Source organism: Atopobacter sp. AH10, from assembly GCF_003664595.1.
GTDB lineage: Bacteria > Bacillota > Bacilli > Lactobacillales > Aerococcaceae > Atopobacter.
The window spans coordinates 96,705-110,755 of the sequence record NZ_QXPZ01000001.1; the positions used below are offsets into that span (position 1 = coordinate 96,705).

At 38.5% G+C, this 14,051-nt stretch carries 8 protein-coding genes; 1 reads left to right on the forward strand and 7 read right to left on the reverse strand.

The window, feature by feature from the left end; genetic code table 11:
• Positions 1-192: 192 nt before the first annotated feature.
• The 7 genes from D3H64_RS00415 to D3H64_RS00445 all read right to left on the reverse strand — a co-directional run bounded on the left by D3H64_RS00415 (position 193) and on the right by D3H64_RS00445 (position 12,472).
• The gene (locus D3H64_RS00415; RefSeq protein ID WP_121563740.1) at positions 193-1,974 is read right to left on the reverse strand and encodes an oligopeptide ABC transporter substrate-binding protein; all 1,782 of its coding nucleotides are present in this window, start codon (positions 1,972-1,974) and stop codon (positions 193-195) included.
• A 339-nt stretch (positions 1,975-2,313) separates the two neighbouring features.
• Positions 2,314-3,084: a hypothetical protein gene (locus tag D3H64_RS00420; protein ID WP_121563742.1), complete on the reverse strand. Its 771-nt coding sequence runs from the start codon at positions 3,082-3,084 to the stop codon at positions 2,314-2,316.
• A gap of 445 nt (positions 3,085-3,529) precedes the next feature.
• Positions 3,530-5,317: an oligopeptide ABC transporter substrate-binding protein gene (locus D3H64_RS00425; protein WP_121563744.1), complete on the reverse strand. Its 1,788-nt coding sequence runs from the start codon at positions 5,315-5,317 to the stop codon at positions 3,530-3,532.
• A 490-nt stretch (positions 5,318-5,807) separates the two neighbouring features.
• Complete coding sequence (locus D3H64_RS00430) at positions 5,808-7,595, reverse strand: oligopeptide ABC transporter substrate-binding protein (protein ID WP_121563746.1); 1,788 nt, start codon at positions 7,593-7,595, stop codon at positions 5,808-5,810.
• Between the two features lie 591 nt (positions 7,596-8,186).
• The gene (gene uvrC, locus D3H64_RS00435; protein WP_121563748.1) at positions 8,187-10,019 is read right to left on the reverse strand and encodes an excinuclease ABC subunit UvrC; all 1,833 of its coding nucleotides are present in this window, start codon (positions 10,017-10,019) and stop codon (positions 8,187-8,189) included.
• 475 nt (positions 10,020-10,494) lie between these two features.
• Complete coding sequence (locus tag D3H64_RS00440) at positions 10,495-11,730, reverse strand: shikimate kinase (RefSeq protein ID WP_121563750.1); 1,236 nt, start codon at positions 11,728-11,730, stop codon at positions 10,495-10,497.
• A 304-nt stretch (positions 11,731-12,034) separates the two neighbouring features.
• Positions 12,035-12,472 carry a PTS sugar transporter subunit IIA gene (locus tag D3H64_RS00445; RefSeq protein ID WP_121563752.1) on the reverse strand — a complete coding sequence of 146 codons (438 nt, stop codon included), beginning with the start codon at positions 12,470-12,472 and terminating at the stop codon, positions 12,035-12,037.
• Between the two features lie 438 nt (positions 12,473-12,910).
• Here D3H64_RS00445 and D3H64_RS00450 point away from each other — a divergent pair, with 438 nt between their 5' ends.
• Positions 12,911-13,609, forward strand: coding sequence for a glucosamine-6-phosphate deaminase (locus tag D3H64_RS00450; RefSeq protein ID WP_121563754.1), 699 nt, complete (start codon positions 12,911-12,913; stop codon positions 13,607-13,609).
• Positions 13,610-14,051: the final 442 nt, after the last annotated feature.

Below are 14,051 nucleotides of genomic sequence, written 5' to 3' on the forward strand. Positions count from 1 at the left end.
ACTCAAGAAAATGGCTATCTATTTAATGCAGACGACTAGAGTAAAAAGCAAAAAAGAAGTGTCAACTTCAGCAGAAATCTTGATAAAGTTAGATTCTTGTCCAACTTTTTCGAGCAAGTCTGAGTGACACTTCTTTCATTATTTAATTCAACGATTAATGATCAAGTTTGAGAAAGCAATTCATTTAAAATGCTATTTCACACGATCTTTAGACACAAATGCTAAATTGTTCAGAGAACCTGCATCTTGCAAGCTATCCACGTTAACATCGAAGTACTTGATACGATTATTCACAGCAGTAATGCCAGTCCGGTAGAGTGTTGGAACCACGAAAGCTTCTTCTGCCGCATATTCTTGCCATTTTTGTAGGGCTTCTTTACGATATTTTTGATCAAAAGCCTTTTCAGAAGAAATATCTGCCAAAAGTTTGTCATTCTCTTCGCTAGTGAAGCGAGCGACATTTAACTCGGCATGACGGCCATAGATATCTGATGGATCTGGATCGCCAGATAAAGCCCAAGCCCCAGCATAAACATCAATTTGAGGATCATCCCCACGAAGTTTGTCAATGTAAGAATTGAATTCTACAGGACGACCAGATACCAATTTCACTTTCAAGCCAATTTTTTCCCACCATTGCGTCAAAGCTAATGCAATAGATTGGTCGTTTTCACCACCAGCAGGCGTCAAGTAATTGATAACAAGTTTCTTCCCTTTTGGATCTTCACGGAAGCCATCCCCGTCTTTATCTTTGTAGCCAGCTTCGTCCAATAATTGTTTAGCTTTCTTCGGATTGTATTGATAAGGCTTTACCTTGTCATCGTGTTCGTCAAATACAGGTGGAATTAAGCTATTCGCTTGAGCCCGTGTGCCATTGTAGAATTTTTTAGCAATCTTATCTGTATCAATAGCGTAAGCCATAGCTTGACGCAAGTTTTTATTGTTCATCTTGCTATGTTCATTGCTTTCGTTGACCTTCTTTTCAGGATTCCACTTCCCAAACTTAAAGGCAATATAGTTATAAGACAATTCAGGAGCCGTCAAAACAGTAAAGTTCTTGGCGTCTTTGTAACTATCGTAGCTATCAGCAGGCATAGAAGCAATATCATAATTCCCATTTTTCATTTCAGAAACAATATTCTTAGTAGAAACAACATCAACCGTCACCTTGTCCAAGTTTGGACGGCCAAGATAATAATGCTCATTAGCCACCAAAGTCACTGATTCTCCTGGAATCACACTTTGGATCTTAAATGGACCGAAGCTAACAGGATTTTTACGAACGGCATCAGATTCCATTACTTTAGACATTGGGATATCCTTGTAGACGTGTTTTGGCAAGCAGCCAGAAACTAATTGCCCACCAGGAATATTAATAGCCGGAGTCAATTTCTTGTAATGCAACTTAACTGTTTGATCATCTACTTTTTCAATCCCAGAAATATGGTCTGCTTTACCAGCATGGTATTCTTCTGCCCCTTCAATATCTCCAACAAAAGCTGGATAACGAACACCAGGATAGTCTTTATTCGCAATAAATTCATGCGTAAAGATGTAGTCGTCAATAGACATCGGTTTACCATCAGACCATTTCACGTCTTTAGGGAATTTAACTGTCACCACTTTGTTCTTTTCATCCACATCAAATTTAGCAAAACCATCATTTGTGAAATGCTTCGTTTTGTCAACTGTAAACAAATCCTCAGAGAAAAATGAGGTAACTACTGAATCTGATGCCACAACACTCAAGTATGGATTAAAAATCCCCTTAATCGGCGTATCAGAAACGAGGGCATATTTTAATTCTCCCCCTTTAATTGCCTTACCTTTTTGTTTGACTTCTTTCTTGTAGACCATCTGTTTATTAGCTGACTCATCTTTTTTATTTGCAGCACTTGCTTTGTTATTACCGCAAGAAGCTAATAAAGTAACCGCAGCTACTAAAGGTAGATATTTCCCAAATGTCATCTTCATAAACACGCCTCCTGAATGAAAAAATAAAATTATAATCAATACTTTATCACGTCAACCATGATATTTCAAACTATTTTATACTTTTATTTTTATCATCCAATAAAGCGATCACTGTATCATTAATCAAATTTGAACATAGTGAAATTATTTAAATCGTTTACATTTCTATTATATAGACACATAGTATAGGATACTAGCTATAAAAACTTGAACTTTTCAACTTTATTTTTCTCCTATCTTTCTTAAAATACCTGACCGATTTTCCTCTTAATAAAAAAAGAGCTAGCTTAGGCTAACTCTCCTTTTTTTACTTTCGACCTATTAAACATAAGATTCCCTTTAGCGCTTGTTACGATTTTTCAAGGCTAACGCTATACCAAGCAAGACTAAACATCCCCCTAACATTTTGGCATAGGGTAGCAAGCGTTCTCCACTAGATGGAATAAAACCTTTTTTCTTCTTTTCTTTTTCTTGCTCTGGACTAGTTTTACTTTGTTTAGCAGGCTCAGAACTGATAGTTTTGGATTTACTCTCTTCCTTTTGATCAGTTCTTGTATTTGTCTTGCTATCTTGTTCTTTGTCTTCGGCCTTAGCTACTGGTTCTAATGAAAGGTCTTGAATAGACCCACTCGTTAAATCATAGAACAGATCAATATGCTCTTGACCAGGCTCAACATTCCCAGCAAAATTCAAAGTAGCTAAGCCCGTCTTTCCATCACCACTTTGCCCTATATAAAAGCGAGTTTCCCCCGATTTAATATCCTCAATCTCTCTCCCATCTAGATGATCAAGAATAGTCAGCTGAATAGACGCTTGCATTTGCCCCTCGCTTCCTGCAATCCATACCGGCACACTTGTAGATGGAATTTTTTGAACACTATAGGCATAAACAGCCTTCCCACCATTACTAGACCTCAAGCTAATTTCTTTTGAACTTGGAGAGACTTCAATAACCGTTGGAATATTCATCCCTTGACATTGGAACACAATCTTTTCACCTGCTTCAGACGACTTAGCTCTAATCGTTTGAGGCATCAGTAAAAAGCCCACAAAAGCTATCAATAAAATAATGCATTTTTTGCTCCACAAACAAGTTAGTTTCTTCTCCATTTTCCTCATCTCCCCTTCCATTATCCCTTATCTATCTCTTACTTCTAAAGCAAGCACTTTAGAAAAAAATAACGATTCTTGTTACATCACTGGTCAACCAGACTCCGCCCTCCTATTTATGGCCTAAGCAGGCATAAATTCCCAACTTCTTAAAAATATTTATTAGCTTTCTATAGCAGAAGTTTAAGCAGTATGAATCCAGTGCCCCTTACAAGTTTATTCTATCATAGTTTAAACGCTATTGAGAGCAGGCAATATAATTTATTTTAGTTATTTGGAAAAGTTATGACTAGACCATACAAAAAAAGGCTCTATACTTAAGTTACGACAAAAAAGCCACAGCAAGGCGCTATTAGCTATTTCAAGCTAGCTAAGGCGCCAAACCGTGGCTTATTTTTTTATCCAACTAGCTAAAGGAAACTCAACTTACGAGTCAGCATTCAGCTTATTTCACCCGTTCTTTTTGAACAAAAGTAATATTTTGCCATGAGCCTTTGTCTGGGAAGTTATCATGTTTCACATCAAAGTATTTCACCCGTTTGTTCACAGCAAGAATAGACATCTTGTTAGCTGTTGGGAAAGCAAAACATTCTTCCTTAGCAAAACGTTGCCACTTGTCATAAGCTTCCATCCGGAATTTATCATCAAAGGCTTTTTCAGAAGAAATATCCGCAATCAACTTGTCGTTTTCTTCAGAAGCATAACGTGCCATATTGAATTGGTTCTTACGTCCCCAGAATTCTTGTGGGTCAGGATCATTCCCCGAGTTCCAAGCGGCGGCATAGACATCAATTTCCGGATCATCATGTTCGACCTTATCGTAGAAGGAGTTGAATTCGATTGGCCGTCCAGTGGTTAATTTCACATCCAAGCCGATTTCATTCCACCATTTAATGTAGGCCAAAGCCATTGTTTGGTCATTTTGCCCGCCTGCCATGGTCGCATAATTAATGACTAACTTCTTACCATTTGGATCTTCACGGAAGCCGTCACCATCTTTGTCTTTATAACCTGCTTTGTCCAACAATTTCTTAGCAGCTGCTGGATCAAACTTGATTGGATCTTGTCCGTTATTTTCAGCGAATACTGGTGGAATCAAGGAATTACCACCTGTACGAGTTCCTTTATAGAACTTAGCCGCAATCAAGTCGTTATCAACAGCCATCGCCATAGCTTGACGTAAGCTCTTGTTATTCATCTTAGCATTAGGATCTGGAGCCACTTCACCCTTGGCTTTATCCCATTTACCAAACTTAAAGGCTGTATAGTTCCAGCCAAAGGACTTCCCACCTAAAATATCAAAGGCAGGTGATTTAGAATAAGAATCGAACTTATCGGCTGGCATAGCCCCAATATCATAGTTCCCATTTTCCATTTCTGAAACGATATTATTAGAGGAAACAACTTCTGCAATAACCTTCTTCAAAGTAGGTTTCCCTTCGTAGAAATATTCATTTGGTTCAAAAGTGAAAGATTCACCTGGGATCATGGAAACTAATTTGTATGGGCCAAAGCTAACTGGATTTTTCCGTACTTGGTCGCATTCCATAACCTTATCCATTGGAATATTTTCAAAAACGTGTTTAGGAATACACATGGCCAAAAGCGTTCCCCCAGCAATTTTAATGGAAGGAGTCATTTCTTTATAGTGGAGGATAACCGTCTGATCATCAACTTTTTCAATACCAGAAATATGGTCGGCTTTACCCACGTGATATTCTTCCGCCCCTTCTATAGATCCCACATAGAATGGATAGCGAACCCCTGGATAGTTCTTATTGGCAATGAATTCGTGAGTGAAAATATAATCGTCAATAGTCATCGGCTTACCATCAGACCATTTAGCTCCTTTAGGGAAAGTCACTTTTACGGTCTTTGTCTTTGGATCGATTTCTTGCTTAGCAAAACCATCATTCGTCCAACGCAAATCTTCACCCTTAGTAAAGAGATCCCCATCTAAGAATTGGAGCACCTCTGCGTCCAACCCATCTGTATAAAGAGCTGGATTCAAAACCCCTTTAATTGGCGAGTCAGTCACAACAGCATATTTTAAAGTTCCGCCCTTAATTTCTTTCCCCTTTCTTTCTACTGTATCTTTAAATTCGATTAGCTTGTTTTGGCTAGGAGTTTTTCCGGCAGATTTACTATCCGTTTTATTACCACCATTACCGCAAGCCGTCAGCAATGCTACAGACGCTAATATTGGCAAAGAATACTTCCATCCTTTTTTCATTTAACACGCCTCCATTTACCATTTGTGTGACTTTTTTAACTACATAAAATGTTACCACAATTAGAATGTAAGCGCAATCTTATCGTATGTATTTATTTGATTACTCATTAACTTCTTATTTCTCATGAATTTATCATTAAAACAGATTAAAATACACTTACTGATTATAGAAGTTTTTTAGCTAATTTTAGCCCCTTACGTCAATAAAATAGGCCAGAAGCTGCCTATAGCATTCCGCATTAGGAAACTACTGAGGAAAAAATCCCTGTAGAAAGCTACTTATCCACTCAAATAGGGAACAAATCCCTGTCGGTAAGCTACTTATCCAGTCAAATAGAGAACAAATCCCTGTAGCAAGCTACTTATCCACTCAAAAAAGGAAACATCCCTGTCGATAAGCTACTTATCCAGTCAAAAAAAGAGCCACAACTGATTAGTTGTGACTCCAAAAGATTGGACGACTAACTGATGAGATGGATGGGCAAACGATTTATTTAACCCGATCTTTTTGAACGAAAGTAATATTTTCCCATGACCCCTTGTCTGGATAGTTATCCTTCTTCACATCAAAGTATTTGATCCGTTTGTTGACTGCAGTAAGAGAAATCTTATAGGCAGTTGGGAAAGCATAGCATTCGTCTTTGGTAAAGCGTTGCCATTTATCAAAAGCTTCCATCCGGTGTTTATCATCGAAAGAGGCTTGAGAAGAAATATCTGCTAGCAAGCGATCATTTTCTTCTGAGGCATAACGAGACATATTAAATTGACTCCTACGTCCCCAGAAGCCAGTAGGATCAGGGTCATTCCCAGAGCCCCAAGCAGCTGCATATAGATCAATATCCTTATCGTCATGTTCTACTTTATCGTAGAAGGAATTCAATTCAATTGGACGTCCAGAAGTCAACTTCACATCCAAACCAATCTCATTCCACCATTTTATATAAGCCAAAGATAAGGTTTGATCATTTTCACCACCAGCCATGGTTGCATAGTGAATAACCAATTTCTTCCCATTAGGATCTTCACGGAAGCCATCTCCGTCTTTATCTTTATAACCAGCTTGATCTAAAAGTTTCTTAGCCCCTTCTGGATCAAATTTAATAGGTTCTTGCCCATTGTTTTCTGCAAAGAAAGGCGGAATTAAGGAATTACCACCTGTACGAGTTCCTTTATAGAACTTAGCTGCAATCAAGTCATTATCAACAGCCATCGCCATAGCTTGACGTAAGCTCTTGTTGTTCATCTTAGCATCAGGATCAGGAGCCACTTCGCCTTTATCTTTATCCCATTTCCCAAACTTGAAGGCTATATAGTTCCAAGCTTGTGATTTAGTCCCTAGAATATCAAAGGCCTTAGCATTTTGATAAGAATCAAATTTATCCGATGGCATCCCTGCTATATCATAGTTCCCATTTTCCATTTCAGAAACAATATTCTTAGAAGAAACCACTTCGGCGATCACTTTATTTAAGGTTGGCTTGCCAGCATAGTAGTATTCATTTCTCACAAAAGTAAAAGATTCCCCTGGGATCATCGATTCCAACTTATATGGGCCAAAACCGACTGGATTCTTCCGAGCAGCATCGCTTTCCATCACTTTATCCATTGGAATTTTTTCAAAAATATGTTTAGGAATACATTGACCTAAAAGTGAACCACCTGCAATCTTAATAGATGGTGTCATTTCTTTATAGTGCAAAATGACGGTTTGATCATCCACTTTTTCAATACCGGAGATATGATCTGATTTTCCTTGGTGATATTCTTCAGCCCCTTCAATTGCTCCAACATAGGAAGGGTAACGTACACCAGGATAATCCTTATTTGCAATAAATTCATGGGTAAAGATATAGTCATCGATGGTCATTGGTTTCCCATCGCTCCATTTTGCATCTTTAGGGAAAGTTACCTTAACCGTCTTCGTTTCAGGATCAATATATTGTTTAGCAAACCCATCATTCGTCCAGTGAAGGTCATCCCCCTTCGTAAACAACTCCCCTTCCATGAATTGTAAAACGTCTGCATCTGTCCCATCTTGATATAGAGAAGGACACAAAATCCCTTTTATTGGAGAATCAGAAACAATCGCATATTTTAAAGTTCCACCCTTAATTTCTTTTCCTTTTCTTTCAATGGTATCTTTGACTTTGACCATCTCGTTAGTAGTACTTGCTTTATTTGACGAACTCTTATTTGAATTATTTCCATTATTACCGCAAGAAGCTAATAACGTCACAGATGCTAGTAGTGGTACCGCAAGTTTCCATCCCTTTTTCATTCATGTCGCCTCCGTTTAATACTTATGCAATATTTTTAACGACACTTAAAGATTATCACAAAAGAAATGTAAGCGCAATCTCACATAAAGATCAATTCTAACCGCTTACAATTTTCTTTAATTTATAGACCATATAGAGAGTTTCCATATGAGAATTAATCCTATTGTTCTTATTAATCTGTTAGACTTTTTAGCTTATAACATCAAGCTTTCTTATTATTTCTAGAATAGGTAAAGAAATACCTCATTAAAAAGTTCTTTATTTCTAGCGGGCAAACTCTCCTTATTTTAGCAAAATTACCAATTAAAATTTTATTTCATTCCCCAGCTTTTGCCTTTCTATCTCGTCTTTAATAAAGACCTAGCTTCTGCCAAGCTTTTTCAGCCTTCCGCTTATCTGCCCCTATTGAAGCAAGACATATCACCCCTAAAGCATAAAAAGGACCTTGAATGAGCCCTCAAAGTCCTTTCATTATTCATCATCAGTTTGCAAACATCCATCATCTCATCTTTTAGTCCATTGCTAACTTTAACAAAAGCTTTAATGCCATAAATCCTTTGCCTTCTAAGACATAAAAAACTATTCTCCCTTTACTCCTCTTCACTCGTCATCTTTTTCAATTGACGGTTAGCTTTTTTCAAAGAAAAGTACTCTTTTAAACGTTGGGCTACTTTAGTTGGGATCCCTAATTGGCAAAAATCTTCTACACTAGCTTCTTCCATTTTCTCTATGGATTTGAACTCCCGGTATAGTTTCATTTGTGTCTTCTTGCCTACCCCTTCAATCGATAAAATTTGGCTGGTTAAACTCCCCCTATCCCTTGTCTTACGATGGAAAGTGATAGCATAGCGATGCACTTCATCCTGAATCCGTTGCAAGAGCTGGAAGGCAGGATCAGACGTTTGAAGAGGGATCGGTCGCCCTTCTTCCCCCAGAATTAAAGAAGCAGTTTGGTGTTTATCATTTTTCACCATTCCAGCCACTGGAATGTCCAAGCCCAACTCATTTTCTAAAACATCCAGTGCTGCTCGAATTTCAATAATTCCTCCATCCATTAAGATCAAATCAGGTAGTCGTTTCCCTTCCTTTAACAATCTTCCATAACGGCGTCGAATGACTTCTCTAGTCGATTCAAACTCATTGGCTCCCACAACCGTTTTAAGATGAAATTTTCTATATTGTGATTTATCAGCTTTCCCATCTTTGTAAACGACCATACCACTCACAGGATAAACCCCCTGAATATGGGAGTGGTCAAAGGACTCTATAAGATGAGCTGATGGAATTCCCAAAGCCTTAGCCAAATCCTCACTAGCCTTCGATGTTTTTTCATATCGTTTATCCTCTATCGTTAGCCGTTGATCCAGAGCAATTCTTGCATTTTGCTCGGCTAAAGACATTAGACGCTTTTTCTTCCCACGTTTAGGTTGAGCCACCGCCACAGATAAACTCTCCTTTATAATACTTGGATCAATCTCTTCAGGTAAAAGAATCTCTTTAGGTAAAATATGCTGATCATCTTGATAAAACATCAGGATAAATGACAAAAATTCTTCCTCAGCTGTATCATAAATCGGGAAAATCGCCGCTTCTTGCTTAATAATAGTTGATTGACGTAAAAGAAAGACTTGAACCGCCATATATCCCCGCTTAATGACATAGTGGAAAACATCCCTATTGGTATAATCAAGGGACAGGATATCTTGCCGTTCCACAGTAGCATCAATATGGCGGATTTGATCCCTATATTCTGCCGCCTTTTCAAAATTCATTTCTGCTGAAGCCTCTTCCATCTTTTCGATCAACAAGGCCTTAATTTCACCCGTTTGGCCATTTAAAAAATCTGAAATTTTACGAATCCTATCGGCATAAACTTCTTCTGGGATCTCATGATCGCAACAGCCAATACATTGACCCAGATGGTAATAAAAGCAAGCCCTCGTTTCATTCTTTCCACAACGTCTAAGGGGGTAAATCTTTTGGATAAATTGGAGAGTATCACTTGCCGCATAAACATTTGGATAAGGTCCAAAATAGAGCCCCCCATCTTTTTCCACATGACTAGTGATGAATAATTGGGGATCCCTTTCCTTGGTAATTTTTAGATAAGGATACATGGAGCTATCCTTCAAACGAATATTGTAGCGAGGCTTGTACTGTTGAATCAAAGAAATTTCCAATAAAAAAGCTTCTTTATCCGACTGCGTCACAATGGTCGAAAAATGATGAATTTCTTTCACTAAACGTTCTGTTTTACCTGTATGTTGCGATCTGAAATAAGAACGCACTCTATTTTTTAGATTCTTGGCTTTCCCAATATAAATAATTTCATCAGCTTCATTACGCATAATATAGCAACCTGGCTTTTCAGGTAACACAGCCAATTGATTATTCATCCACTCTTTATTTAGATAAACTGGCATCTCATCCCCCCTTTTTTCATTCATCTAGCCCTCACATTTCTACTTTAGCTTCTAACGCAAGGAGCCTAATCTTCTCAAGATGCTTCTCTCTAAACTGCCCTTTTATCCTACTATAGACAGCCTACTCCTAATAATCCAATGAAAACATCCGTCAATTTACTTTTATCCTAGCACAGACAAGCCTGCTTCTCCAACCAAGAGCTTAGAAAGCATTAGGACTTTAACTATTGATCAAGAAGAAATTGATCAAAAAAATAAAGCAACTAGTCTACTATAACTGACCCCATCGAGCCTTATAAGTGAGTATTCTAAACTAGCTCACTTAAAAGCACCCCATCAGAAAAGACTAATTGCTTCCTTTAATCGTTTCTCGCTTTATCTAGCATCTCATTGATCCAACTATCATCGACTCAGAAAAGACTAATTGCTTTCTTAAATGGTTACTAGACCCATCTAGCAACTATGTATTCAGCTATTATCGACTCAGACGGGAAATTTCCCTATGAATCAAAGCTTGTAATTTTTGCCGCTGCTGAATCAATTCTTGAAGAAGTTTGGCTGTTTTGATGCGGTGATAATTTACCACACGACAATTGCTGACCGAATGGTAATAGAAGTGCCTTTCCTTCCTCAAATGTTTCACTAAACCAGGATTCCCACGCAAAAGTGGCCGATTACGTGTACTTACTCCTTCATCCAACCATTCTTGCGGGCGATCCAAATGAACGACGAATTTATCCAACAAATAATCACGACTTTCCGGCCTCAAAATAGCGCCATTCCCAGTCGAAATAATAGCTCTACGCCTTTGCCCTAATTGTTGAAGGAGCTTGGCCTCTAAATCCCTGTAGGCCTTCTCATCTTGATCATAAAGTTCCGTAATGGATAGGCCTGTTTTCGCCATCATAGCCTTATCTAAATCATAATAGCCATAATTTAAGAATTTCGCTAAAGCCTGCCCCACAGAAGACTTCCCAACAGCAGGTAAACCAATTAAGAAAATTGGAGCGGATGTTAAATCTATTTCCCGCAATTCCGCATAAATTTTGTCTCTAAGTGGCTTGACCATTCTTTTTTTCTTCAAATCTTCTAATAGAGGAATCAACAAATTCATTAGCCACTCTAAACGTTCAGCTTTTAAAGATTCCCCAAGAAAAGAATCTTCCCGATAATGGGCAATACTTGCGGTTACTAGAGCATTTTCACCCTTACCTAAAAGCTTATTCAACTGCCAAGACTTATATCCAGCCTTATCCACAAACAAGCACAAGTCTCCTACTTTAGGCTTCAATTCACTAATATCTTGATAAAGGACTTGATCATTAGGATGTTTTTTACTCCGATAATCTTCCCGATAAACATGGCAATGACGGACATTCTGCTCACAACAATCGCGAACAAAGGCCTCCGCTAAAAAGCTTCTACCAATGATATGAACTTCTTTGGCACATAAGGGCTTAAAATTCTCTAAAAATCGTTGGATAGCCTGATCTCTATTTGGGAGTTTATTGGCACGCTTTTCCTCGCTTCGCTTGATAAAAATTTTATCCGCTCGTTCCACATAAGCCCCATCTTCAGGCATTTCTCTGAAAAATTTTTCGTCTTTCATCTCAATTGCCAAAGGGAAAGCAGATACTTCTCCAATAATCCGTAAAAGTCCCTCTAACAATCTACTTTCATCACTTTTTTTCAAAAAAACAGGAAAATACATTGATGCCAATCCGTCACCTCCTCACTGAAAAATATGTCCCCTATGCATTAATTTTTGATGAACAAGGAAATTGCTTTTCTTATCATACCTATTCTTTGCTCTTGCTTCAATTGCTAAAAGACGAAAGAATTCCCTTTAACAAGCTTAAAAAAGAATAACCTCTTTAGTAGAAAGAATTCCCTTTAACAAGCTCCGAAAAGAATAACCTCTTTAGTAGAAGAGTCAGCTAGCTCTCCCTTTAGAAAAACGACCGCTCATGCTGGTCTCTCAATTGACCTGTCACATGAGCGGAAAAATGAGCCTCCTAATCATCAGCAAGAGAAAAAGCTGCTGGAGATTGCCTATTGATGATTTCTTTCATATAAGCTATCGCAGCTTGACCAGATTGTATGGCTAATTTGGCCAATTCTTGGGGACTATTCATGAATTGCCTAGCAAGAGTAGCCTCTATCAAAATAGGTAAATTGACCCCCACAACCACTTCAATATTGTCGTTATTTGCGGCAATATCTAAGGCTTCTTTCGATGGACTTCCACCCATCAAATCAGCAAAAATTACACAGCCATCACTTCCGCAAACTCCCTTGACCGCCTCATTAAGACGACTCTCTAAGGATTCTAAAGACTCCCTTTCCTGTAAACCGACCACTTCAAAAGCTTTTTGGGATCCAGCAATCATCTCGGTTGCTTGGGCCAGACCGGATGGAAAATTACCATGCCCAGTTACAACAATACCTATCATCGCTATGAACCTCCTCCATGCTTCACTTATGCAATCGTACCATATTTACCCAGATTCTTCCACTTGTATAGCCTTAAAAAACTTGATCTATCAACTTAATTAGCTTGATTTAATTCTTTTTTCTCCTCCTCTTTCTTGACCCTACCGCTTATAAAAGTTACGCTAAATCATCGTTTTTTCTACACACCTTCTATGACCTAGAAATTCTACTTCCCCCATTCGACCTCATTAAAATATTCTATTTTTGCCTTTAAATCCTTCTCAGCATCCTAGATAAACCATTTCACATAAAAAAAAGCCCTCTCATTTATTGATATCACCGTATTTTAGCAAAACATGCTCTCTTGCGGTTCTTTTTCATAAAAAGACTTCACCAGATTGCATTTTGATCAAGAAGTCCTATAGAATAAGGATGAAAAGACTAAAGGAGGAGAAATCATGGAATTAATTATCGTATCCAACAAAGCAGAAGGATCAAAAAAAGCTTTTGAACAAATTATCGCCGCCAAAAACTCTGGAGCTAAGGTATTTGGATTAGCTACAGGTTCAACTCCAGAAGGCGTCTATCAACTCTTAAGAGAAAGTGATGTAGATTTTTCTGACTGTGTTTCCGTTAACTTAGACGAATATGTTGGCCTAGCTCCAGATAATCCACAAAGTTACCACTACTTTATGAAAAAACACCTCTTCGATGATAAGCCTTTTAAAGCTTCCTATCTTCCAGATGGTTTATCGGATGATCCTAGTAGCTATGAAGAAATTCTTGCTGCTCACCCTATCGATTTACAAATTTTAGGTATAGGTAACAATGGACATATTGCTTTCAACGAACCTGGAACAGCTTTTGACAGCCGGACACATAAAGTTAGCTTAACAGAATCTACTATCCAAGCTAACAAACGTTTCTTTGAAAAAGAAGAAGACGTCCCACGCTACGCTTACACCATGGGTCTTGCTTCGATTATGTCTGCTAAATCCATCATTTTGATGGCTTTCGGTGAAGCAAAGCAAGATGCTATCTACTCCCTCTTCAACGACCAAGCAAGCACTGACATTCCTGCAACTATTTTGCAAAACCACCCAGATGTCACAGTAATTGTTGACAAAGCAGCCGCCGCAAAGCTCACTAATGTGTAAAGAAAAGCGTTTAGCTCGAGACCACTGGAAGCTTTTCTAAGAGAGTGAACCACACTCCTTGGATAAAGCTGAAGTGGACGCTCGAGCTGCTTTTCTACACCTAACTATCATGTGTAAAGAAAAGCGTTTAGCTCGAGACCACTGGAAGCTTTTTCACAAGCGAGTGAGCCACACTCCTTGGAGAAAGCTGAAGTGGACGCTCGAGCTGCTTTTCTACACCTAACTATCATGTGTAAAGAAAAGCGTTTAGCTCGAGATCACTGGAAGCTTTTCTCAAGCGAGTGAACCACACTCCTTGGATAAAGCTGAAGTGGACGCTCGAGCTGCTTTTCTGCACCCGCATGACGAAAAGACCCTCACCAATTGGCAAGTGAGGGTCTTTTCTATTGGATGGATAGACTTAGTTCTCGATCAATCACTTGTTCCACCCTTTTAAGGGAAG

Coding starts and splice junctions, on each gene's coding strand:
- D3H64_RS00445 (WP_121563752.1), bottom strand. CDS start 12,472: ATGATAGGTATTGTTGTAACTGGGCATGGTAATTTTCCATCCGGTCTG.
- D3H64_RS00450 (WP_121563754.1), top strand. CDS start 12,911: ATGGAATTAATTATCGTATCCAACAAAGCAGAAGGATCAAAAAAAGCT.
- D3H64_RS00430 (WP_121563746.1), bottom strand. CDS start 7,595: ATGAAAAAGGGATGGAAACTTGCGGTACCACTACTAGCATCTGTGACG.
- D3H64_RS00415 (WP_121563740.1), bottom strand. CDS start 1,974: ATGAAGATGACATTTGGGAAATATCTACCTTTAGTAGCTGCGGTTACT.
- D3H64_RS00440 (WP_121563750.1), bottom strand. CDS start 11,730: ATGTATTTTCCTGTTTTTTTGAAAAAAAGTGATGAAAGTAGATTGTTA.
- D3H64_RS00420 (WP_121563742.1), bottom strand. CDS start 3,084: ATGGAGAAGAAACTAACTTGTTTGTGGAGCAAAAAATGCATTATTTTA.
- uvrC (WP_121563748.1), bottom strand. CDS start 10,019: ATGCCAGTTTATCTAAATAAAGAGTGGATGAATAATCAATTGGCTGTG.
- D3H64_RS00425 (WP_121563744.1), bottom strand. CDS start 5,317: ATGAAAAAAGGATGGAAGTATTCTTTGCCAATATTAGCGTCTGTAGCA.